Origin of the sequence: Ktedonobacter robiniae (assembly GCF_016587375.1) — a bacterium.
In the GTDB taxonomy this organism is placed as follows: Bacteria; Chloroflexota; Ktedonobacteria; order Ktedonobacterales; family Ktedonobacteraceae; genus Ktedonobacter; species Ktedonobacter robiniae.
On the sequence record NZ_BNJG01000001.1, the window covers coordinates 1,827,189 to 1,848,650 of the forward strand.

21 protein-coding genes are annotated in these 21,462 nt (G+C 55.7%); 11 read left to right on the forward strand and 10 right to left on the reverse strand.

All coding sequences use genetic code 11. The features are described from left to right. The first annotated feature begins 154 nt into the window (after positions 1-154). The 4 genes from JMJ04_RS07635 to JMJ04_RS07650 all read left to right on the forward strand — a co-directional run bounded on the left by JMJ04_RS07635 (position 155) and on the right by JMJ04_RS07650 (position 4,647). Positions 155-1,102 carry a DMT family transporter gene (locus JMJ04_RS07635; protein ID WP_201369931.1) on the forward strand — a complete coding sequence of 316 codons (948 nt, stop codon included), beginning with the start codon at positions 155-157 and terminating at the stop codon, positions 1,100-1,102. 180 nt (positions 1,103-1,282) lie between these two features. Beyond that, positions 1,283-2,164: a DUF3592 domain-containing protein gene (locus JMJ04_RS07640; protein WP_201369932.1), complete on the forward strand. Its 882-nt coding sequence runs from the start codon at positions 1,283-1,285 to the stop codon at positions 2,162-2,164. Between the two features lie 30 nt (positions 2,165-2,194). Next, complete coding sequence (locus JMJ04_RS07645) at positions 2,195-2,608, forward strand: cytidine deaminase (RefSeq protein ID WP_201369933.1); 414 nt, start codon at positions 2,195-2,197, stop codon at positions 2,606-2,608. Between the two features lie 908 nt (positions 2,609-3,516). Beyond that, positions 3,517-4,647: a carboxylate-amine ligase gene (locus JMJ04_RS07650; RefSeq protein WP_236037950.1), complete on the forward strand. Its 1,131-nt coding sequence runs from the start codon at positions 3,517-3,519 to the stop codon at positions 4,645-4,647. Here JMJ04_RS07650 and JMJ04_RS07655 read toward each other — a convergent pair. Beyond that, positions 4,632-4,769, reverse strand: coding sequence for a hypothetical protein (locus tag JMJ04_RS07655; protein ID WP_201369935.1), 138 nt, complete (start codon positions 4,767-4,769; stop codon positions 4,632-4,634). The two genes, JMJ04_RS07650 and JMJ04_RS07655, sit on opposite strands and share 16 nt — an antisense overlap. A 577-nt stretch (positions 4,770-5,346) precedes the next feature. Between JMJ04_RS07655 and JMJ04_RS07660 the strand changes: the two genes are divergently transcribed. Then, on the forward strand, positions 5,347-5,949 hold the full coding sequence (locus JMJ04_RS07660; RefSeq protein WP_268887349.1) for a tryptophan 2,3-dioxygenase family protein: 603 nt from the start codon (positions 5,347-5,349) through the stop codon (positions 5,947-5,949). Positions 5,950-6,015: 66 nt separating this feature from the next. Here JMJ04_RS07660 and JMJ04_RS07665 read toward each other — a convergent pair whose 3' ends face one another. From JMJ04_RS07665 to JMJ04_RS07675, 3 genes are all read right to left on the reverse strand, one after another. Then, positions 6,016-7,392, reverse strand: a complete 1,377-nt coding sequence (locus JMJ04_RS07665) for a M20/M25/M40 family metallo-hydrolase (RefSeq protein WP_201369937.1) — start codon at positions 7,390-7,392, stop codon at positions 6,016-6,018. A gap of 217 nt (positions 7,393-7,609) precedes the next feature. Continuing rightward, entirely contained in the window at positions 7,610-8,974 is a 1,365-nt protein-coding gene (locus tag JMJ04_RS07670) for a dipeptidase (RefSeq protein WP_201369938.1), read from the reverse strand. A 370-nt stretch (positions 8,975-9,344) separates the two neighbouring features. Beyond that, positions 9,345-9,689 (reverse strand): AAA family ATPase, encoded by a 345-nt coding sequence (locus tag JMJ04_RS07675; RefSeq protein ID WP_236037951.1) that lies wholly within the window; start codon positions 9,687-9,689, stop codon positions 9,345-9,347. 264 nt (positions 9,690-9,953) lie between these two features. Here JMJ04_RS07675 and JMJ04_RS07680 point away from each other — a divergent pair, with 264 nt between their 5' ends. Then, positions 9,954-10,121 carry a hypothetical protein gene (locus JMJ04_RS07680; protein WP_201369939.1) on the forward strand — a complete coding sequence of 56 codons (168 nt, stop codon included), beginning with the start codon at positions 9,954-9,956 and terminating at the stop codon, positions 10,119-10,121. A 24-nt stretch (positions 10,122-10,145) separates the two neighbouring features. Here the strand turns inward: JMJ04_RS07680 and JMJ04_RS07685 are convergent, their stop codons facing one another. Next, positions 10,146-10,826, reverse strand: a complete 681-nt coding sequence (locus JMJ04_RS07685; RefSeq protein ID WP_201369940.1) for a dienelactone hydrolase family protein — start codon at positions 10,824-10,826, stop codon at positions 10,146-10,148. Between the two features lie 167 nt (positions 10,827-10,993). Between JMJ04_RS07685 and JMJ04_RS47970 the strand changes: the two genes are divergently transcribed. Then, entirely contained in the window at positions 10,994-11,119 is a 126-nt protein-coding gene (locus JMJ04_RS47970; RefSeq protein WP_268887328.1) for a hypothetical protein, read from the forward strand. A 171-nt stretch (positions 11,120-11,290) separates the two neighbouring features. After that, positions 11,291-12,310: a phosphotransferase enzyme family protein gene (locus JMJ04_RS07690; protein ID WP_201369941.1), complete on the forward strand. Its 1,020-nt coding sequence runs from the start codon at positions 11,291-11,293 to the stop codon at positions 12,308-12,310. Positions 12,311-12,862: 552 nt separating this feature from the next. On the opposite strand, the gene JMJ04_RS07695 is transcribed toward JMJ04_RS07690, so the two are convergent. From JMJ04_RS07695 to JMJ04_RS07710, 4 genes are all read right to left on the reverse strand, one after another. Then, a complete protein-coding gene (locus tag JMJ04_RS07695) occupies positions 12,863-14,203 on the reverse strand; it encodes a metallophosphoesterase family protein (RefSeq protein WP_201369942.1) in 1,341 nt (446 codons plus the stop codon). 113 nt (positions 14,204-14,316) lie between these two features. Further along, on the reverse strand, positions 14,317-14,715 hold the full coding sequence (locus tag JMJ04_RS07700; protein WP_201369943.1) for a COX15/CtaA family protein: 399 nt from the start codon (positions 14,713-14,715) through the stop codon (positions 14,317-14,319). Positions 14,716-15,020: 305 nt separating this feature from the next. Continuing rightward, positions 15,021-15,911 carry a UTP--glucose-1-phosphate uridylyltransferase GalU gene (gene galU, locus JMJ04_RS07705; protein WP_201369944.1) on the reverse strand — a complete coding sequence of 297 codons (891 nt, stop codon included), beginning with the start codon at positions 15,909-15,911 and terminating at the stop codon, positions 15,021-15,023. A gap of 119 nt (positions 15,912-16,030) precedes the next feature. Then, positions 16,031-17,221 carry an AZOBR_p60025 family cell surface glycopolymer formation protein gene (locus tag JMJ04_RS07710; RefSeq protein ID WP_201369945.1) on the reverse strand — a complete coding sequence of 397 codons (1,191 nt, stop codon included), beginning with the start codon at positions 17,219-17,221 and terminating at the stop codon, positions 16,031-16,033. 288 nt (positions 17,222-17,509) lie between these two features. Between JMJ04_RS07710 and JMJ04_RS07715 the strand changes: the two genes are divergently transcribed. Continuing rightward, positions 17,510-17,803, forward strand: coding sequence for a hypothetical protein (locus JMJ04_RS07715; RefSeq protein WP_201369946.1), 294 nt, complete (start codon positions 17,510-17,512; stop codon positions 17,801-17,803). Between the two features lie 233 nt (positions 17,804-18,036). After that, the gene (locus JMJ04_RS07720; RefSeq protein WP_201369947.1) at positions 18,037-18,801 is read left to right on the forward strand and encodes a hypothetical protein; all 765 of its coding nucleotides are present in this window, start codon (positions 18,037-18,039) and stop codon (positions 18,799-18,801) included. Between the two features lie 71 nt (positions 18,802-18,872). Here the strand turns inward: JMJ04_RS07720 and JMJ04_RS07725 are convergent, their stop codons facing one another. Further along, positions 18,873-20,600 carry an Nramp family divalent metal transporter gene (locus JMJ04_RS07725; protein WP_201369948.1) on the reverse strand — a complete coding sequence of 576 codons (1,728 nt, stop codon included), beginning with the start codon at positions 20,598-20,600 and terminating at the stop codon, positions 18,873-18,875. A 282-nt stretch (positions 20,601-20,882) separates the two neighbouring features. On the opposite strand from JMJ04_RS07725, the gene JMJ04_RS07730 reads away from it, so the two are divergent. Beyond that, the gene (locus JMJ04_RS07730; protein ID WP_201369949.1) at positions 20,883-21,449 is read left to right on the forward strand and encodes a hypothetical protein; all 567 of its coding nucleotides are present in this window, start codon (positions 20,883-20,885) and stop codon (positions 21,447-21,449) included. The last annotated feature ends 13 nt before the right edge of the window (positions 21,450-21,462 follow it).

Consider the following 21,462-nt stretch of genomic DNA (forward strand, 5'->3'; position numbering starts at 1 on the left):
GCGGGAAAGAGCTTCTGAGCAAGGGAAGCTTCCCATATTCCCACAGACACGTACCTCTGAGCGCTGCGTATACCATTATCATAATCGAGTTATTCTTTCTTTTCTTTATCGCCATAGAAAGGCATATCTAACTACTATGCAGGAATGTCAAGAATTGCCGTCATCAACTACGCAGTCGGTGCCTACGGCAGCAGATCCGCACAAGGCACGCATGCTTACGCTCCTGGGCTTTGGCGCCATGGTGCTCGTCTGGGGATCTTTTCCCGTGGCAGCCAAAATTGGAACGGAGCACGTACCTCCTCTGCTCTTCTCTGCGGTACGCTTCCTTCTGGCGTTTTTGCTCTTGCTCCTGGTCGCACGCTGGCGCCGGGAGAGCCTCTGGATCACGCGCACACAGCACTTGCGCATCTTTCTGACCTCGCTCTTTATGGTGGGTATACCAGCCGCTATTTTCTTTGCCTCGATTCCATACGCGCCAGCAGGCGCGCTTACATTAATGTGGGCCACCGCGCCCCTCTTCGTCTCGCTCTTTAACTTCAGGGGGGCAGGAGAAGCGCGCGGCTGGCGTTTGCCTGTAAGCTTGCTTATTGGTATCGCGGGTATTTTGCTTGTGCTCCTGGGGCGGGTTCCCTTTCTGCCCAACCAGGGGGCGAGCATACCTGGTTTTGCCATGAGTGGGCCCGCGCTTATCGCGGAGCTAGTGGTCCTGGTCTCGGCGGCGGTCTATGGCTTTGGAATGCTGCTTGCTAAGCGCTATAGTGCCGATGTGCCTGTGCTAGTTATGACGGCCTGGCAGGTCTTCTATAGTGGCGTTGTTATCTTACTGGCCTCTCTCATCTTTGAGCATGGGGGTCCCTTTGCGCCCACCTGGAGCACCCTGGAGGCTTTACTCTATCTCGTGGTATTTTGTAGCTGCATTAGTTTCTTTCTGACCTTCTGGCTTATTCGACGGATCGGCGCGATCCGAACAGCTTACTCTGACTTTATCATTCCGGGTGTTACACTCCTCCTGTCATACTGGCTATTGGGAGAAGAGCTCTCGCCAGCTAAGCTTGGCGGCTTTCTCCTGGTTATGCTGGGGTGTGCTCTGGTTGAGAAGTAGCAAGGATTGGAGGCACGTGCTACAATCATTTTGCGATCTCCTAGCAAAAACCTGAGTGCGGAGCACTAGCCAACCCCATTAGGGAGCAGGCGATAGTGGCGCCGTGCCCCTGAATGGGGGGTGGTTTTCGTATACAAAACACTTGCTGTATTGAACAAGCTTTATCCAGCAAGAATCTGCATGCAAGCGAATGCGAGTTACAATTTTGTGAAAAAGAGAGCATTCTTCCTGCGGCGCGCCCTCCTGGTGGTATGTGTCGTTGTACTTTTAGCATTACTGGCCCCTGTGCGCCGCGTACTCTACTATAATTCCTTTGTACAGGCACCTTGTGTCATTACCGCTAAATCCCTACTCACCATTCGGGAGAGTAAGAGCAACGAAAGTGACAATGTATATGGAAGTTATCGGCCTCAACTCTCCTACACTTTGACCCTTCCTGGAGGACAGCAAGTCAGCACGAAGGGCTTTGAGGGGCCAGATATCCTGGTCTACAGTACGAAAGAGGCTGTCCAGCACATTCTGGATCGCTATCGCGTTGGCGAGAAGAAGAGTTGCTGGTACGATCCAGCCGATCCCCAGCGTGCGCTGCTGGTCTTTCAGGGCTTTACTTTTGGGCAGATTTTGTCCAGTTTTGCCTTCTTTTTCCTGGCCTTCCTGATCTTTGTTCCCGCGCTGGCCTACTGCCTGGAGTGGCAATTCTGGCGTTATATCGCGCTGCGTACGCGTGGGGTGCTGACGCGCGGCATTGTTGTCAATCGTGTTGAGCAACGCCGGCGCGACTTTACTAGTAATGTGTATACGGTGCTTTATCGCACGGGTGAAAATCAGCAAGAGGGGGTTGCGCGTCATATCCAGCTTATAGCACCTCCTATTGAGCGGCATAGTCTCCCCGATCTGTATAATATTTTTGTCTGCTACGATCCGCACCAGCCTATGTATGATCGTTGTGGGAAATTTCCGCGTCTCTATCGCATTATTCCAGGTGTGGTTGGTTCGCTCTTTTTTCTGGGGTTGACGCTTGTGTTTATGTATGAGGCACTCTTTAATCTCTATTGGGTATGATTTTAAAGCTAGAGAGGGGATGGATGGAGAATGGTTAGTCCGGAACAGTTGGTTGCGAGGGCGCGTGAGGCGGCTCGCAATGCGCATGTGCCTTATTCGCATTTTCATGTGGGGGCAGCGGTGGTGGCTGATGGGCGTGTGTATACAGGTGTGAATATTGAGAGTGCCAGTTATGGACTGACGCTCTGTGCCGAGCGGTCGGCGCTGGCTTCGGCAATTTCGGCGGGGGATAAGCAGGTAAGCGAGATCGCTGTGGCATGCGTTGATGCGCCTGATGGCGCGCCTCTGAATACACGTACACCCTGTGGAGCCTGTCGCCAGTGGATGATTGACCTGGCTCCAGATGCTGTTATTCATATCGATGGCGGGGTGGATGAGCAGGGTAAGCCAGTTATTCATAGTATGCATGTGCGTGATCTCCTTCCTAATGCCTTCCAGCTTTAATGGCGCTTACTTGTCGTATACTACTGGAGTTTAAAATTTAATGTGGGAGAAGAAGGCATCTCCCTAGTTATAGACGCCACACCGCTTCCTCAAATGGATGTTTACGGCGCGCAAGGCAATGTATCGCCCGAATACAGGGTTGTGACTAAGTCAATGGCTTGGTATCACTTGTCCTGGTACAATATCTCGTTAGAAATGAATACTCGTTATCCAGTAATATTGCGATAAATCGCCTTGTACGCGATAAATCGGGCACCTATAAAGGGGATTTTCGCTCACTATACCCTTTTGCTCCTTGTGTGAATTTTGTGTGAACTTCCCTTGACAGGCATTCTATTCTTGTGTACGCTATAGTTTACCAGTAGCATCTTGGTAGACACAAGCGCTCCTTATGCATGACTTTGTAGAGTGAACCCCTAGTGCGAAAACTCTAGTTCTCGCTCTGAGGTGCATCTATGTGGTTTGGCGCACAGGCGCACAAGTACCACAACGGTCTCCTGACAACTTATCCCGGGTTCTGGCTCGGGTTCTCTTCCTGTTTTCTACGAGCACCAGGTCCGCGCAGGGACATACGGTGCACAGATGGCAGTTCTCTTTCCTCATTCCTAATTTTCCTGAGTCTGAAGCTTTATCACCACCTGTTCGCGCATTGTTCCGATTACGTTATTTCCGGCGCACAACTTGCCCGCACAAGCAAGCATACATGCAATCTTTCTCACTAAACGGGCCTTCTGCGTGGGAAAAAGCTATTGTTCGCGCACAACTGTACCGTGAGCCTTGAATTGGGGCAGCAGGGTAGGTGCTCCCAATTGCCGGTTTACAGAACGAGTAGTGCTTCCATGCATCTAATGGTGTTTCGCTACCAGGTCGTAGGCCTGGATACTAGCAAGCTCAGGAAGGAGCCTACCATGGCGCATCAGTTTACACTTGGCGTCGAAGAAGAGTTCCAGATGGTCGATAAACATACGGGCCAGCTTGCCTCGCATATTCATGCCATCATGGACAAAAGCGCCCCCTCGCTCGGCGAACACATTAAGGCAGAGATGTTGCAGTCAGCCGTGGAGCTGATTACGAATGTCTGCTCCGACATTACGACGCTGCGTCTCGATCTCCAAAACCTGCGCGCCCAGCTTATTAACCTGGTTGAGGCCGAGGGACTGGCCTTGATTAGCTCGGGGACGCATCCAACGGCGCACTGGAAGGACCAGGAGCGCACGCATAATCCGCGCTACGAGGAACTTGAAGAGGAATACCAGGATGTGGGGCGCTCGATTCTGATCTTTGGTCTGCATGCGCATGTGGGGGTCGAGAACCAGGAGATTGCGATCTCGCTTTTGAACCAGTTGCGCACCTGGATACCTCACCTTCTGGCCATCTCTTCGAACTCGCCCTTCTGGGCCGGGCGTCATACGGGCCTTAAATCGTATCGCTCTATCGTCTGGAAGCGCTTCCCGCGCTCTGGTGTTCCTATGCTCTTCAACTCTTATCGCGATTTTGATGGCTATGTACAGGGGCTTATCAATACTGGCTGTATCGATAACGGTAAGCGCATCTGGTGGGATGTGCGCCCGCATCCCTTCTTCAATACGGTCGAGTTTCGGATCGCGGATATGCCTGCGACTCTTGAGGATACGCTGGCTATGACGGCCTTTGTTCAGGCCCTGGTGGCCAAGCTCTCCTGGATGCATAAACGCAATCTGACTACGTATGCTCTGCCCGCGCACTTCATTGAAGAAAACAAGTGGAAGGCCAGCCGTTACGGACTCGATGCTGAGTACGTCGATTTTGTGCAACAGCGCCGCATGACTATGCGCGAGTCGATTGGCGAGACGCTTGATTTTGTAGACGATGTGCTGGATGATCTGGGAAGCCGCCGCGAGATTAATTATCTGCGTACGCTCCTGGAGGATCCGCGCGGTACCGGGGCCGATAGGCAGCTCGCGGTCTATAAGGAGACTGGGAGTCTGTATGCGGTGACTCACTACCTTATGCGTCAGGTACATGAGAGTTCGTCGCTTAATAATCATCGCTCCTGGTGAGTGATGGGTAGAGAAATTGTTTTTGCCTTGCGGTTGTCTAAAGCGCGGTAGGCGCGACGTGGGACCTGGCGACCGTAGGTGGTTCGCCAGGTCCCACGTCGCCCCCCAATCTTCCTCTTCATTAGTTTTTCTCCTTTATTTGTGTGGTGTGGTTTTGTTTTTTGCCGCCTGCGGCGACAAAAAACAAATTAAAAAGAATTTTTCTGGGGACACCCCAGACCCCGGCAGGGGGACGAAGTCCTCCCTGCCCCCCCTTTTTCTGGGTTACTCCAGGCTCCGGCGGGGCATCCTGCACCCCCTTTTCGAGGAACTACCAGACCCTGGCAGGGAGATTTCGTCCCTCTGCGCACTCCTTTTTCTGGGTATCCCAGACCTGGCAGGGGGGTTGCTCTCCTGCACCGCTTTTTCAGGGGAACCTTAGATCCTGGCAGGGGAATTTCGTCCTTCTGCACCGCCTTATGTGAAGGGGATATAATAGGGGGGAGCCCTGGGGCTTGGGAGAAGATGGTGATGTGATTTTTTGACATGGTCTTCTCTACTTTCGAGGGAAACGGTGTTGTTTCCAGATGACCGATGAGGGAGTGAATAAGAAATGGTTAAAGAGATGGTTCACCAGACGGGTAGGGGACGCGAGTTGAGTACGTATGAGCGTTATCTGCGTACGGATGAGTTGCTTGCGCTGCAGAAGGCGGAGGGGAGCTGGCTCATCATGATGAGTTGCAGTTCCAGGTTGTGCACCAGGTTTTTGAGCTGTGGTGGAAGGAGAGCGCTTTTGAGTTGCGGACAATTCGTACGCTTCTGGGCAAGGGCGATCTGCCCTATGCCATTCGCTTGATGCAGCGGGTGATTCGTACGCAGCATTTGATGCTGGAGAATTTGCGGATGCTTGAAAGTATGACGCCCTGGGAGTTCCATGCTTTTCGCAAGGTACTTGAGGATGGGGCGGGTACGGATTCGCCTGGCTTTCACGCGCTGATGCGTCTCTCGCCTCTGCTGTGGGATGACTATAAGGCTCTGCTTGAGCGCGAGGGTGTGACGCTGATCGAGGTTTATACACAGCCGCAACATTATCCCCTCCTCCTGGCTATGGCCGAGGCACTCATCGATTATGATGAGATTTTTCAGCTTTTCCGCACTCAGCATTTTAAGCTGGCGATACGGATGATTGGTCCGGGTTCGATGGGTACGGGTGGGACCTCTATGCAGGTCCTTGAGCGCACCTTGCGTGATGCCTTCTATCCTGAGCTCTGGCAGGTGCGCAATGAGCTGACTGAGCTGGCGAATCAACAGGGTGAGCGATAAGGAATTTTTTGTAGAACGTCTTGTTTGTCTGCGCCTTGCGCAGACAAACAAGACGTTCTACAAAAATTATTCTTCTCCCAGGGCGGTGAACATGTAGCAGTTGTAGGAGACGGCGCGTTCGAGGTCTGAGAGACGAATGTGCTCGTTGGGTGAGTGGGCGGCGCTGCCCCAGTAGGCGGCGTTGCCGGGGGCCATCAGTCCGAGCAGGTTGACGTGCTTGCGCATGGAGCCGAGCAGAGGTAGGGTTCCCCCACCGAGGGGGGTGATGGAGACGGGCTTCTCCGCGTACTCCTCGGCGATATGGGCCACGCGTTGCGCGAAGGAATGGGCCAGGGGTGTCATGACGGGTTCGGCGTTGCCGAAGGTCGTGATGCGAATGTCCTGGTAGCCGTGGGTGTCGAGGTGGGCGCGCAGTTTGGCGACGATGTCGTCCGGGTCCTGCTCGGGGACGAGACGGAAATCGATCTTGGCCATGGCTTTCGCTGGCAGGACGGTTTTGGTGCCCTCGCCGGTGTAGCCACTCAGCAGACCCGCGATATTGCAGGTTGGCGAGAATGCCTGGCGCTTGCGCAGTTCGATGCCGGTCAGGTTGTCATTGAAGGTCTCGACGGCGAAGGCTTTTTTGAGGAATTCTTCGTGATTACCCTGGCTGGCTAAAGCCTCGATCTCGGCCTCGCTGGGGATCATGACGGCGTCATAGAAGCCGGGGATGAGTACTTTTCCTTCGGGGGTGCGTAGCGATGCCAGGGCCTGTACCAGGCGCCAGGCGGCGCTGGGCAGGATGGGGGCATTGCCTGAGTGCGCGTCCACGCCTACGCCCTGGACGTCGAGCTGGACATAGACCAGGCCTTTACAGCCAAGCACCAGGCTGGGGCGACCGTCCTCATCGAAGCCGGAACCTTCCCAGAGCGCGCCATCGCCCTGCAAGAGATGGGCGTATTTCTGCGCGATTTCGTCGAAGTGGATGCTGCCGATCTCTTCTTCGCCTTCGATCATCCAGCGAATCGTGATGGGGAGTTCGCCGTGGGCGGCACGTAGGGCGCGGATAGCAGTCAGGCGGGCAGCGATCTCAGCTTTGTTGTCGGAGGAGCCGCGGGCGTAGAGCTTGCCATCGTGTATGGTTGGCTCAAAGGGTGGAGTATCCCAGAGCTCCAGGGGTTCGGCGGGCTGGACGTCATAGTGGTTGTAGAGCAAAAGGGTGAAGGGGCTGCGGCCGCGAATTTCGCCGAAGATGACGGGTGGGGCGTCGTCTACGGTCAAGCGTTGGATGCTGAAGCCGTTCTCAGCGAGCAGCGACTCTACGAGGTTCGCCATTTCTTCGACGCCATCATTCTGGGCGGCGACGCTGCGCTGGCGGCAGAGGCGTTCCAGGAGGTGTTGGGCTTCGTCTTTGTGTTCGTCGAGGTATGCCTGGACGGCGTTTGATTGGAGCTTCCTGGTCATAAGAGTTGTTCCTTTCTTTTTGTTTTTGCCGCCTGCGGCGGAAAAAAACAAAATAAAAAAGTTTTTTCTGGGGACACCCCAGACCCCGGCAGGGGGACGAAGTCCCCCTGCACCCCCTTTATCACATCACCTTACAGAAAAAGAAGTTTCTGGGGACATCCCAAGCCCCGGCAGGGAGGGCTTCGTCCCCCTTTATCACGCTACCTACTTAAAAGGGTTAGGCGAGGTTTTGGAGGAAGCGGGCGACCGTGCGGATGCCGCGGTAGAATTGGGCGAGCGAGTATTTTTCGTTGGGGGCGTGGAGGTTGTCGTCGGGGAGGCCGAAGCCCATGAGGACGACGGGGACGTGGAGGATCTCGTTGAAGAGGGCTGCGACGGGGATCGAGCCGCCTTCGCGGAGGTAGATGGGTTCTTTGCCGTAGGTCTCTTTGAGGGCCTGGGTGGCGGCGACCATGGCGGGGTTGTCCAGGTCGACGACGAGGCCTTCGCCGCCGTGCAGGTTTTGGACGGTGACCTTGACGCCTTCGGGGGCTGCGTCGTGGACGGCCTTCTCAAAGAGGGGGAAGATCTCTTTAGAGATGAGGTCGGGCGGGAGGCGCAGGCTGATTTTGGCTTTGGCGACGGCTGGGATGACCGTTTTGGCGCCATCGCCGATGAAGCCGCCGGCGATGCCGTGGACCTCTAGCGTGGGGCGCGCACTGATGCGCTCCAGGGGCGGGTGTTCTGCCTCACCAACGAGTTGCGAGACGCCCATTTCCTCGCGCAGGGCCTCGGCGAAGTTCAGGGGGTCATTCTCCCAGAAGTCGCGCTCAACCTGGGCGGCGAGGCGTAGTTTGTCGTAGAGGCCAGGGATATGGATGTGTCCCTGCTCGTCCTTCAGTTTGCTGATGATGATGGCAAGGGCGTGCAGGGGATTGGGGGCGATGCCGCCGTAGGTGCCTGAGTGCAGGTCGCGCCTGGCGCCTTGAACTTCGACCTCGGTGTAGATGATACCACGCAGGCCGGTGATCAAGGCCGGGGTCTCGGGTCCGGGCATGTGGGTGTCACAGATGAAGGCGGCGTCGCAGCCCAGGGGTTCGGGAGTGGTACGCACGTAGTGCTCGATGGACTCACCTCCAGCCTCTTCCTCGCCCTCGATGAGGACCTTGACGTTTACGGGCAGTTTGCCATCGACGGCCATGAGGGACTCTAGAGCTTTAAAGACGAGCATGGTCTGCCCTTTATCGTCGCATGCGCCACGGCAATAGATGTTGCCATTGCGGATGGTTGGCTCGAAGGGGGGTGTGTCCCAGAGTTCCACGGGATCGACGGGTTGGACGTCGTAGTGCCCGTAAATAAGCACGGTAGGCTTGCCAGGGGCATTGAGCCACTCTCCATACACGAGGGGATGGCCCTGGGTCGCGATAACCTCGACTTTGTCGAAGCCGATGCTCTGCAGGTCGCGGGCGGCGTATTCAGCAGCGGCACGGACGTCGCCTGCGTGCTCTGGCAGGGTGCTGATGCTGGGGATGCGCAGCCAGCCTTTCAGTTCGTCGAGGAAGCGTTCCTCGTGTTCGGTAATATATGTTTCTAGCTGTGTCATGAAGTAAGAAACCCTTTCTATTTTTCCAAGTTTTATTCGCCCAAGCCATATTCAGAAAAGGAGTTTTTTTCATCCTATCAGCTAGGAAGGGGGGTTGTCCAGTGGTGCACCGCCCATGCAAGGGAGGAGCAAGGCCACAAGGCAGTTAAAGGTAGATTACCTGGGTGCGTTGGTGAGACGGTGGGATGGTAAGAAACAGATGATCTATAGTGCGAGATGCCGAAAGTGAACGTTTTAGGCTGCGCCTACAGGCCATTAATGGCATTTGGACGCGCTAAAGCAAGTCCCTACCGGAGAGGAGAGCGTTTCCCAATTCCCCAACAAATCATGAATCGGGCGCCTATATTGAGTATGGGACGGGATTTGGTTGTTAAGGTGCGCGATTGGTGGGTGGAATGGTTGTGAGCGATTGTGTTTCGAGCGCGAGGTAGAAGATGGTGCCGTAGGAGGGGCGGAGGTACTGGGAGGCGACGTCGAGCGCGGGATCCTGGGTAGCGAAGGGGGGCGTGGCGGTCGCGATGTCGAGCATGAGCTGGAGGGCGAGGGAGGATTTACCGGAGCGGGGGTCACCGCTGAGGAAGGTCAGGCCGACGGGGAGGAGGTTTTGGATGATCCAGGATTCGTGCGTGGGAAGGAAGACGGGGAGATCGGAGAAGGCGGTGAAGGGCATGTCGGGGCGGGCAAAGAGTTCTGAGAGGTTAGGTGTAGTGGTCATAGAAGCTCCTTATCTGTTTGTAGGGGTGACGATGTAGGAGTCTGGCGTTACGAGGGTGTTTTTATGTGTGCATAGAAGATGCTATATGATATATAGTTATATTAATTGTATATAAAGTGTAATTGAGAATGGATGTGTTTGTCAAGGGTAACGGGGATAGATTGAAGAAATTGGAGGAAGTGGGGAGCGTGGGGGGACGACGCCCAATATGTAGACGCGCTGCTAAAGCACGCGCCTACATATCGGGGGCGGTGCCAGGCGGAGTTGGGTCGTGAGGGGCGCCGCAAGGCGGGGGCACAAGGTCGGGTGCTTGTCAACCCCCATTCGGGGGCACGGACCCGCCTGCATGGGACAGGCGAGCAGGGCGTTTTCGAGCATGTCGATAGTCGCGCCGAATTGCTGCTAGAGGGCGATCCTCCACAATGGGTCTAGCTTACGCTTCTCCTTCCTAAGCATTTAATCAAGCCGTTGATGCAAGAACTCGATGGTACGCTCCCAGGAAAGTTGCGTGGCCTGGGCGTTATACTCGGGGCGATTCTCCTCAAAGAACCAGTGTTTGGTCCCTGGATATGTAAAGACGGCTACTGGCCTCCCCGCGGCCTGGAGTTCCTGCTCCATCTCTGCGGCAGACTCCACTGGTCTAAAAGGGTCATCCTCCGCGAAGTGGCAGAGGTATGCCGCCTTCGCACTGCGATAATCCAGTCCGGGGTAGGAGTCATAAAAGGTCACGACTGCGGCGATCTCCTCGGCCAGGGTAACGGACATGTCGAGCGCGTAGGCGCCTCCCAGTGAAAAGCCAACGAGGGCGAGTTTGCTACTACTGTCGGCCTGATGGGTCGCACTATGTTGACGCAGGACCTGCATCGCTCCCGCAATGTCGCCGCGCCACCGCTCCACATCTTGATCCAGCGCCTCGCTCAACGCGTGCGCCTCCTCGACCGACGTGGTTGTCTTGCCGTGGTAGAGGTCGGGGGCGAGCGCCACGAAGCCAGCCTCTGCGAGCCGATCGCAGACCTGCTGAAACGGCTCCGTCAGCCCCCACCAGGCATGTAGGATCAGCACACCTGGTCCGCTGTCCTGCTCGGGAACGGCCAGATAGGCGCTAATCGTTCTGCCATCAACTTGAAATTCTCTCATACTGTCCTCCTTAAAGTGCTCAAGAAACGCACTGCTTCTGGTTAGAAGTCATGAACAGTGTTCGATTCCTGCATCTTTCGACAACTGCCCGGCGCGGCTGGCCGTACAGCAACCCATTCTCTGAGGCAAAGGCGAAAACGGTAGCGGGAAGAGAAGGGAGCTCGCTCATGCAGGAGGGAACCTGGTTGCGTTACCCAGAAAGCACGCCACCCATGCAGGAGGAGCAGGGAAGCGTTGCCGGGATATCCACGCACAGACAGGATGGGCATGGACGTGCTTCTGATGGCTTCTGATATATATAGGTGATGCATGCTTTTTGGACGAAGACCCTTGCATAGCTCACTAAGGCTCGCGTAATATAGAAAGACATCAGAGAGACATCCCCTTTCACCAATGGGTGACACATATTCCTTTGAATGGATGGAGAACACTGAAAGAAAAGATAGGATGGGATGAGCAGAGCTATGCGTGAACCACCGAGGATTAGCGAGGAAGACCTTCGTGCCTGTTTGCAGGACCAGTATGATCTGAGCCCCGTCACGCTGACGTTTCTTCCCCTGGGTCATGATTACGACGCCGGGATATATCGTGTGGAAAGCGAGCAGGGAACAGCCTATGCGCTCAAAGCCACGACGAGATCGCTCTACGAACCACGATGCCTGGTTCCTCGCTATCTCAACAATCAGGGGATTGCATCGGTTGTGGCTCCCATCCCCAACCGCAGAGGTGCATTGTGGGCCCAACTCTCGGATTGGACCGTGATCGTCTACCCCTGGATCTCCGGAGAGAGTAACTTAACGGGGATGACGGACGAGCAGTGGAAGCAGGTGGGAAACATCTTCCAACAGATTCACCAGGTCATGCTGCCGCCTGGTGGTTTTGCGTCCTTGCGCAAGGAGACCTTTGATCCAACAGAATATGTTCGATGGGTACGTGCCTTTAAAACCCAACAGGCCCATGCTCAAGACGGAGGTGCCTCACAGCGTGCGCTTCGCTCCTCCTGGGTGGCGCATCAGTCCACGATTCATACGGTGGTGACCTCCCTGGAAAAGCTGGCAGTGGTGCTCCAGTCGCGACCATTGCCCTACGTCATCTGTCACGCCGACCTGCATGCAAGAAATCTGATCCGGAATCGAGCGGGCCAGGTGTTTGTGGTCGATTGGGATGAGGTGATGCTGGCCCCCAAAGAGCGTGATTTCATCTTTGTCAGGCCACCACACGCTGAGGCGTTTTTTCAGGGTTATGGGCAGGAGGAGATCGATTGGGTGACTCTCACCTACTTCCTCTGGGAACGGGTCGTACAAGATCTGATCGAGTGTACCCACAACGTGTGTTTCAGGGATGATTGGGGAGAAGAAAGCAGGGCCGAGGCCGTCCAATTGCTTGATGTAATCCTGGCAGAGGACAGCGGCCACATCGACGCTGCCTATAAAGCCGCGGCCCATCTCCCAAGAGATCTCACCTTTCACAGAAAGAACTCTTGATGAAACTTCTCCGATCCAGAGGTGATTTTCGTCCTTCGCTGTAAAACGCCAGTTGATGGTCACTTGCTCCTGATTGCGATCGTGCTGCCAGGCTTCCACTTGTAAACGAACGTCTTCAATGGTGGTCAGCCGTCGATAGGCGCTCGATTTATCGCGTGCAAGGCGATTTATCGCCCGAAAACTGGCTCGCCTGTATCTCACCATAACGCCACGTGTCGCCCCCAAACCTCAACGTCGAGCCACATGATTTGTCACAACCCGGTGCCACTGCGATAATGTAGTTTCACAAATAAATGTGGATTATCATGAGAGCCAGCAGAGCGTGGCAGGCATTTCCATAACCCGTTTTAATTTGTGAAACTACATTATCGCGGGGGATGCGGCGGGTTTGGGAAGGATGTGCGATTTATCGCGGGGATACGGGGTGGTGAGGATGGTGTGCGTGTTTTTCCTTTGGGGCGAGGGGCGAGGGGGACAAGCGAGCGTTTTTTTCAATTGGGGACAAGGGTGGCGCCCGCATTTTCAATGGGGCGCCGGGGGTAAGGTGGATGGTTAGTTTTTTTCGGGGGTGAGGAGGGTGGTGCGTTTGTCGCGGAGGTATTGGGCGATCTGGGCGGGTTCCTCTTTGCGGAGGGCCTGGGCTTTGATGTCGGCGAGGACGTTGCTCCATTGCTCTTTGGCGGTGAGGAAGCGGTTGTCGCGGGCGAGGAGTTCCTCGAAGATGTGGCGTTCGAGTTCGTGCCAGAGGGAGCGGTCGCGGCCATCGAGGTCGCCTTCGCCGGGTTCGTAGTCCTGGTCGCTGGTGTGGTTGTCGATGCGGGCATGGAGGGGGGTGAAGTGCTGGCGGAGCATTTCTTCCATGCGTGATATGTCGAGGGAGCCGGCGTCGAAGGCGAGGGTGCCCGTGAGGGTGACCTGGACGACGGGGGGCTTCTCGGTCTGGGCGTAGGCGGGGCCTTTGTCCTGGCAGTAGGATTCGAGGCGCAGATAGATGTCTTCGGGCTCGTTGAGGCCGTCAACGCGGATCTCGTGGCGCACGAAGGGGCGACGGGTGCTCTTGAGGCGCTCGGCGTGATGGATGCGCTCTTTCTTCTCCAGGTTGATGATGCGTCCGGGCTCGTCGGTATCGATCTCGACGTAGTAGTAGCCACGGTCCTCCCACTGGACCTCTTCGGCGCTACAGGTCTCGGTGGAGCCGGGATTGTAGATCCAGCCGTCGAATTCATAGGGTTTGTGGACGTGGCCGAGGGCGAGATAGTCGACCTGGCCGCTGAGGGCCTGGAACTGGGCCATGGTGGGAAGACCCTGGATGCGGGCGACCATGCCATCGATGCCAGTGTGCATCATGAGCAGGCGGTAGGCGACGCCGGAGGCGTCTTCGTCGGCGCGGGCGTCCTGGAGGGCGTGCGACATGCCTTCGAGGGCACGGGAGGTTGAGGAGCCAAGCCAGTGGATGCCGTAGACGCGCAGATTGCCATCGAGGAGGTCAACATAAGCGCCGAGCATGTTTTGCTGGTCCCAGGGTTCGAGCTGGGGCATGCCGTCGACCATGCGCGGCTGGAGCAGGACGAGATAGCCCTGGTAGCAGAGGAATTGCAGCCAGGAGGTACCCTCACGGTAGTAGCTGCGGTCGTGGTTGCCTTCGATGGCGATGACGGGGATGTTGGCGTCCTTGAGCTTCTTGAGGCCTTCGATGGCGTGGATGAGGGTCAGGGCATCGATGGCGCGCTTGTTGAAGAGGTCGCCGGCGATGACCATGAAGTCGACACGGCGCTCGATGGCTTCGTCGACGAGTTCCCAGAAGGCCCATGTGAAGTCGTTGAAACGTTCGCGGACGCCGTATTGTTCATAGCCCAGGTGGGTGTCCGCGCAGTGTATGAAGGATGCGCGCATAAGGGTTATGCCTTTCTTTTTTTGGTATATTCCAATAAATTGGGGGGGAATTTTTGTGGGGACACCCCACGCCCCGGCAGGAGGGAGACCCTCCTGCACCTCCCCTTTTTGTGTTACATGGTGGCTGGGCCGGTCATGAAGGCGCGAACGGCGGCGGCGACGAGGATCAGGGCGGCGATGCCGTAGATCAGGGCGTCGGTGCGCGGTTTTTTGCCGCTGGATGCGTAGGTGGTGGCGACGGGTATGGCGAAGATGACGATGGCTCCATAGACGTAGTGGAGGTAGTAGAGGTTGGAGCCGCCGCCGGGTTTGAGGCCCGAGGCTACCATGATGAGGCCGAGAAGGCCTTGTAGGGCGGCGAGGCCGACGGCGATGTACATGCCAATCGCCAGGGGCCGGGTGACACCTGATTTACGGAAATATTGCACGAAGCTCCAGATCATGACGATGGCGCCTGAGAGAAAGATCAGGTATGGGTTGTATTGATGAAGGGTTAGTACGAGTCCAGTCAAGGTGATAACTCCTCAAGGAATCTATTCTTTGCCTACCTGGCATAACCGGTAAGGGTTGTGGATGCTGTGTTGTAATATAGCGCGAGTGGGGAGGAAAAACAAGTTGGGTAAGGTATGGTGGTATGGGGATTTGCAGGTAATTCAGTTTTTGGGCGATAAATCGCCTTGCGCGCGATAAATCGGGCGCCTATGTTAGGCATGGAGCACGAGTGGGAAGGAAAAACAAGTTAGTCACTGGAAAAGGGGATGTGGTGGGCTGGCAGAGCCAGCCCACCACATCCCCTTTTCCAGTGAGCAAAAAAGGATTAGCACTCATTGAGTTTCTGGTCTTGGAGGACGGAGTGCATGTATTCGCGGAGGGCGGGGGCTAGCTCGGGGCGTTTGAGAGCGTAGGCGATGGAGGTCTTGAGCAGGCCGAGGGGGGTGCCGGTGTCGAAGCGCTCGCCGTCGAAGCGGAGGCCGTAGCAGCGGCCGGATTCGGCCTGGCGCTGGAGGGCGTCGGTGAGCTGAATCTCGCCGCCTTTGCCGGGCTGGGTGTGCTCTAGAAGTTCGAAGATGTCGGATGAGAGGACATAGCGACCGGCAACGGCCAGGTTGGAGGGGGCCTCTTCGGGGTCGGGCTTCTCGACCATGTGGGAGATTTTGATGAAGTCGTTTTCGCCTTTGACGGCCTCGCCGGCGACGATGCCAAAGGATGAGATCTCTTCTTTGGGGACCTCGAAGAGGGAGATGACGCTGCTCTGGGTGCGCTCGAAGAGTTCAATCATGCGGGGCAGGCAGGGTGTTTCGGGAGCAACTAGGTCATCGCCGAGCATGACGACGAAGGGCTCGTTGCCCACGAGGTGTTTGGCGCAAAGAACGGCATGGCCCAGGCCATGAGCCTCTGGCTGGCGGACGGCGGCGAATGAGGCCAGGGTCTGTACGCGGCGCAGCTCCTCTAGCTCTTTGAGCTTGCCTTTGCGCTCAAGGGTGCGCTCCAGGTCAGGGAAGGAGTCAAAATGGTCTTCAATGCTGCGCTTGCTGGAGCTGGTGACAAAAATAATCTCTTCGATTCCAGCGGCCACGGCCTCTTCTACGATGTATTGTAACGTCGGTCGATCGACGAGGGGTAACATCTCTTTGGGGATTACTTTACTTGCTGGCAGAACACGAGTGCCTAGACCAGCTACCGGCAGTACGGCTTTACGAATGCTCATCGGTCCTCCTGATAATAAGAGCACAGAAGTGACGCCTTACTATCTGGCGCTCGACTTCTCTTTTACTATTGTAGTGTATGTACTTATGGTTGGTCAATCTGTGCCAGGGAGATACAACCTTAGCTGGGGAAGAGGAGTAGGAAGGGGCCGGCGCGGAGTAGGAAGAGGCCGGCGATGTAGAGGATGAAGGTGATGGTGTAGATTTGGGAGGCCCAGAGGGTGAAGCGGTCACGGGCCTGCCAGCCGTAGAGGAGCATGGCCAGGACGAGGCCGGTTGAGAGACGGCCGGCGGAGACGAGTTCCTCGTATGAGGCGATAGACATGAAGATGGTCAGGGCCAGGTTCAGGCCCCAGATGAGCCAGGTGTGCCAGGTACAGTTGCCCCAGCGGCGCGGGAGGGCGGCGCGGGCGAAGGCGATGATGCTGAGCACGGTGGGGATAAACATCAGGATGATGAGTGGGGGAAAGCGGTTAGGGTCCTGGTAGAAGACAAATAGTCCGCGAAAGGGGATGCGCTCGAAGGGGGGAGCATAGCCCAGGCCGGTGCGCCCAAAGATGATGACGATCAGGCCGTACCAGAGTGCGGTGGGGAGGAGTGAAATGAGGGCGAAGCGTATGCTTTCCCACCAGCGGCGGCGCCAGAAGAGGAGCGCGATATAGCCCAGAGGAAAGAGGACGGCGGTTTCGCGTGCGAGGACGGCCAAGCTCATACAGATGGCGGCTGTGCGAGTGCGTTTCCATTCCAGCGAGAGCAGGCCGAGGCAGATCAAGAAATAGGTCAGGGGTTCGGTTGTGTCGAAGATAAAGGCGGTGGTCTGGCCGAAGTAGAGGCCCAGGGCCAGGCTATACCAGGGCGAGAGCTGGCGCCGCTTGAGCAGATAGGCCGCGATCTCTACGCTGCCCACAATTGAGACAAAGTTGATGAGTAGCATGGCATATGGGACCAGGGCTTTCTGTCCCAGACTAAGCAGCACCGTCAAGAGGGGATAGATAATGCGTTGATAGCGGTATGAGGGATCATCAATATGCGCGGGCGCGTGCTGGGGGTCGGTCACCATGTAATAGAAAAACTGGCCATCGTAGCCGGCGCTTCCATGAGCTACATGCTGCGAAAAGACTGTACCGATGTGCACATAATGCAAGGCGTCATACTGCTTATACATGCTAAACGCCACGATGAAGACCAGGTAGAGCAACGCTGTAACTACTGAAGGTCTGATAAGAAATGCCAGGAGGCGCCTGGGCCCTGTTTGTCCATTCCCCTGCTGAATCAGTTCGCCTGAAGACGCCGTCTGTGTACCTGTACTCATGAAATAACCTGCTTCCTCTTGCAATATTAGGAAAAAGTCTAGCAGAACCATTTGGAAATGGCAAGAACGATGCTTTGGTGGGGTGGTGAGTTATTCGTGAGTATTTGCAGAGTAAAGATTAACTGCATCTTGATGTTTTCTTGAAATCTCAGCTTTATAATCGAGAGTGTCGGTGGGAAACAAACAGGCAGAGAAATGAGTTCCCGGACGACAGGCTTATTCCACGCATATGTTTATGCTCTGCGAAAAGAGATTAGATAGAATTTTTGGAAATGAAGGAGCTAGCTGATGAATTGGAAAAAGCAGGCGCGGCGCTTGAGTCTTCTTCTCGTCTTGAGCGCGTTGCTGATTCTCTCGTGTGTCCTGGTGGCATGTGGAGGTAATGCAGGGGGTACGAGCACAGGTACGACGACGACGAGCAGCACGCAGACGACGTCCAGCCAGTCGACGTCTGATCAGTCTACGACGAGCGATAATGGCAGCGATGATCAGCAGATTCAGAACCTGATGCAATCGGCGAATGATACGTCTCCAGATAACAATGGTAGTTCGCATGGCAGCGATAATGATGTTATTCCCTAAGCGGGCCCGCTACTTGCGTACGCGGCTACTGTTGAAGCCAGTGCGTCCATTCGAAAAGTTTTGAGGCTGCGCCTACAGGCGATTAATCGCCTTTGGACACGCTAAAGCGGGTCCCTACCGGAATGTTGGTCTTTGGATGTGCTAAGGTGGGTCCCTACCGGAATGTTGGCCAAGTTCATAACCTATATTCACTCTGAAGAAGAGTTTTTTGAGAAAGGATTCGGTTTAAAGATATGATCAGCCCAATGCAGTTTGTACGCCGGTTTTCGGGTCGTGTTGGTTTCGCGGTTGGTTTGGGGGTGCTCTCGTTGAGCATGGCATTGCCGGCACAGGCTTTCGCGGCCACGATGAATGTTGATGCCCAAAAGTGTGGGGCCAAGGATGTAAAGTGTGTGATTGCCTTTGGAGATCAGCGTATTACTGAGCGCCTAACCGATCTCAGCGCCCTGGATACCAAGGTGCAGACCTTGCAGCAGAAGAAGCATATCGGCGAAGACGAGGCCGAGGCCCTGAAAAATGATGTGAGCACCAATAAGAATGGTCTCAATACGCTGAAGAGCAAGCTGGACGCCGAGAGCGAGGCCCAGGCCGCACGCCAGGATGTGAAGAACATTTATGAGCAGTTCCGCATCTATGCCGTTGTGCTGCCACGCGATGAGCATAGGCTGCACCTTGACGTAGAGAAGACCCTCGATGATAAGCTCACGGATATGAAAACGAAGATCGAGGCCCGCATCGATAAAGCGCCCACTGATAAGAAGGACCAGTTGAACAGCCTGTACAATGACTACAAGGCGCAGTTGGCGGCCGTCACGCCTCTGATTGAAGGGGCGAAGGCCATCCTCCCTAACATGACCCCGACGAGCTTCAATACTAATCGCGGCGCCTATGAGGGGCAGCTCAACACACTGAAAAGCGATGAGAAGACCATCCAGAGCGACCTGCAAAAGGCTGCAAGTGATCTGAAGCAGATCAACCAGCTTCTTAAGAAGAAGTAAAAGTGGATAATAAAAAACACAGTGGTGGCCTCGCATGCGAGGCCACCACTGTGTTTTTTATTATCCACTTTTTAGTGGCTCTGGCCGGTCAGGAGGCCGTAGAAGAGGAGGAGGGCGGCTGTGGTGAGGACCAGGGCGGTAATAATGAGGCCGGTATTGGTCAGCCAGCCCAGGCGCTGCTGCTTCATTACCTTGCGGCTATTGCCGATGATGAGCAGGTAGATGACCAGGATGGGGGTTAAGACGCCATTGAGGATGTTGGCCCAGAAGAGTAGGGTGATGGGATCGAAGTGGCAGAGGGCCAGGGCCAGGCTTACCACTAGCGCGCAGGTAAGGATGAGGTAGAAACCTTCGCGCTGCCAGGGCTTCTTGGAGAGACCCACGGGCCATCCGAAGGTGCCTGCCACAGCATAGGATGTACTGGCGAGCAGGACGGGAATCGCGACCAGGCCCGCGCCAATGAAGCCAATCGCGAAGAGGTAGGTAGCGTAGGGTCCAAGGATGGGAGTGAGGGCGACTGCCGCATCTGAAGCGGTTTGAATCGTCTTGTGGTGAGTAAAGAGGGTAGTCGCGGCAGTTAGAATAATACAGTAGGCGACCAGGTTACCACTCACGGCTCCCAGGGCGATATCGAGGGCAGCGTAGCGTGATTGCTGACGCTTCGTCTTGCCCAGGCGTTTCTCCTCTTTCTCGCCCTGCATCTGCCAGTAGATCGTATAGGGCGAGATGGTGGCACCTAGCAGGGCCACGGCGCTACTGATGCTATCGAAGGAGAGTCCAATGTGGGGCGCAAAGGTATTAAAAAGGACCGCGCCCCAGGCGGGTTTTGAGAGGACGGAGGTCACGAGATAGACTACAAAGGCCAGGCTCATCACAAGAAAGACCTTCTTGATGGACTCAAAGTTGCGGTAGACGGACAGGTACCAGAGGATCAGGGCCACGGGAATGACAAACCAGATCCAATTGATGCGTGAACCCGTGAGGAGTTCAAAGCCGCTACTGACCGCGACCAGGTCAGCAGTAATCAGCGCCACATTAGCGATAATCAGCACCAACGAGGCCACGCTAGCCACGCGACGACCATAGTGAGTGCGTAACACCTCGGCCAGGCCCTGGCCGGTGGCGCGGCCGATCTGAGAACAGCTATACTGGACCGCCTGGTAGAGGGGAGTCGCCAGCAGCATTAGCCAGAGGTGCGCGAGTCCAACCTGGGCGCCATCAAGCGAATAGGCGCCAACGGCTGAGGCATCATTACCAGCCATACCGCTCAGGAAGCCAGGGCCAAGCATGCGTAAGAGGCTGGCTTTATCACTCTTCTGAGAAGCTTGCTCCTCCACATCTCGGGCCACTTCAGCGTCGATACCGGGATGTGCCTCCATCTGGCGCAGGCCTTCAGCGGTAGGGATATGCTCTTGAAGCTCGTCGAACAAGTCGTTCTCTCGCTGGTGCTCGGCCTCGGTCTCGATCTGCTCGCGGCCCTGGGCAGTTAGACGTTTAGATTCGCTCTTATCAATGTCGATTGTCACCGTGCCAGGATTATGGCTATCGTGAGGGGAGTCTGGTGCATCGACCTTTTGAACGCGGTTGGCGGGAATCTCTAATTGCTTATGGAAAACGGTACCTTTACGCACGAGGAGTTTTTGGACGCGGCCCTGGCTATCACGTACGACTTGCTCAACCTTCGGTTTGCTGACATCCTCTTCGCCCAGGTCGCCTTCAGTGGCCGCGACTGACATACCGGGCTGGATGTCATCGATTTGAGATGGGGGAGTTTGTTCCTCTGGATTTTTCGTGGCCATATGTGCTTTTCCTTTGCTCTTTGGACGAAGGCGGGAAGATGATAGTGTACCCCTCGCCATGCGTGGGATACTGTTCTGCTATATCTTAATTACTATCGGAAAAACAGAAAAGTTTCAGGGTGGAGGGGCGGCGGGGGGACAACGCTACTAAAGTACGCGTCTACATATTATGGGACGGGGTAGTTTTAAACATGTTATCGGAAGGTTTTAGCTTGGCAGATAGTTTTTCATGCGTTATACTGTTATCGATGTATGTATTTCTTTTATAGCAAGGATGGCATAATGAGTACTTATGTTGAGCAGTCTGAGGCTGTTGCGGGTAAGATGAGGCGGATAGTGGGGCGGGTGGCATATATTTCGGCGGGACTCTGGATCGTGCGTTTGCTGGCTTTTTTTGTTCCGGCATTGCGGGATGCGAGTCCGAGTGGGGCGCCGTTGTTAAGCGAGCTATTTTGTGTGTTAGGGATCGCGACGCATATGACGTTGCTGCCGGTTGTGGATGCGTTGCCGGGTCCGAGATGGGGGAAGGCGGCGGGCTATGGCTGGATTGCGATTGACATGGCGACCGAGATCATGCAGTTGAATGGTGTGCCACATGCGACGTATATCGCTTTGAAGTATGGTGGGCATATTTCGGCGGCGGTCTGGTTCGCCACGACCTCCTGGGGACAGAAGGGGGCGATGCGCGTTGTGGGGCTACTCCTAGCCGTGTTCCTGGGTGGCTACTCTTTCGTCGCACCGTTTGATACGACGCATTTTATCGGGTTGTTGCCTTCGTTGGTTTTGATTCCGACGTGGATTATCCTGGCGGGGCGTGAAATCGCCAGAGAGAGGAGCCTATCCTCATGATGCGAGAGGCCCG

Bases quoted from the DNA above. Each gene is read 5' to 3' on its own strand.
- JMJ04_RS07670 (WP_201369938.1), bottom strand. From the start codon at position 8,974: ATGACACAGCTAGAAACATATATTACCGAACACGAGGAACGCTTCCTC.
- JMJ04_RS07715 (WP_201369946.1), top strand. From the start codon at position 17,510: ATGAATTGGAAAAAGCAGGCGCGGCGCTTGAGTCTTCTTCTCGTCTTG.
- JMJ04_RS07645 (WP_201369933.1), top strand. From the start codon at position 2,195: ATGGTTAGTCCGGAACAGTTGGTTGCGAGGGCGCGTGAGGCGGCTCGC.
- JMJ04_RS07650 (WP_236037950.1), top strand. From the start codon at position 3,517: ATGGCGCATCAGTTTACACTTGGCGTCGAAGAAGAGTTCCAGATGGTC.
- JMJ04_RS07685 (WP_201369940.1), bottom strand. From the start codon at position 10,826: ATGAGAGAATTTCAAGTTGATGGCAGAACGATTAGCGCCTATCTGGCC.
- JMJ04_RS07640 (WP_201369932.1), top strand. From the start codon at position 1,283: ATGCAAGCGAATGCGAGTTACAATTTTGTGAAAAAGAGAGCATTCTTC.
- JMJ04_RS07690 (WP_201369941.1), top strand. From the start codon at position 11,291: ATGCGTGAACCACCGAGGATTAGCGAGGAAGACCTTCGTGCCTGTTTG.
- galU (WP_201369944.1), bottom strand. From the start codon at position 15,911: ATGAGCATTCGTAAAGCCGTACTGCCGGTAGCTGGTCTAGGCACTCGT.
- JMJ04_RS47970 (WP_268887328.1), top strand. From the start codon at position 10,994: ATGCAGGAGGGAACCTGGTTGCGTTACCCAGAAAGCACGCCACCCATG.
- JMJ04_RS07725 (WP_201369948.1), bottom strand. From the start codon at position 20,600: ATGGCCACGAAAAATCCAGAGGAACAAACTCCCCCATCTCAAATCGAT.
- JMJ04_RS07695 (WP_201369942.1), bottom strand. From the start codon at position 14,203: ATGCGCGCATCCTTCATACACTGCGCGGACACCCACCTGGGCTATGAA.
- JMJ04_RS07655 (WP_201369935.1), bottom strand. From the start codon at position 4,769: ATGAAGAGGAAGATTGGGGGGCGACGTGGGACCTGGCGAACCACCTAC.
- JMJ04_RS07710 (WP_201369945.1), bottom strand. From the start codon at position 17,221: ATGAGTACAGGTACACAGACGGCGTCTTCAGGCGAACTGATTCAGCAG.
- JMJ04_RS07720 (WP_201369947.1), top strand. From the start codon at position 18,037: ATGATCAGCCCAATGCAGTTTGTACGCCGGTTTTCGGGTCGTGTTGGT.
- JMJ04_RS07665 (WP_201369937.1), bottom strand. From the start codon at position 7,392: ATGACCAGGAAGCTCCAATCAAACGCCGTCCAGGCATACCTCGACGAA.
- JMJ04_RS07675 (WP_236037951.1), bottom strand. From the start codon at position 9,689: ATGACCACTACACCTAACCTCTCAGAACTCTTTGCCCGCCCCGACATG.
- JMJ04_RS07730 (WP_201369949.1), top strand. From the start codon at position 20,883: ATGAGTACTTATGTTGAGCAGTCTGAGGCTGTTGCGGGTAAGATGAGG.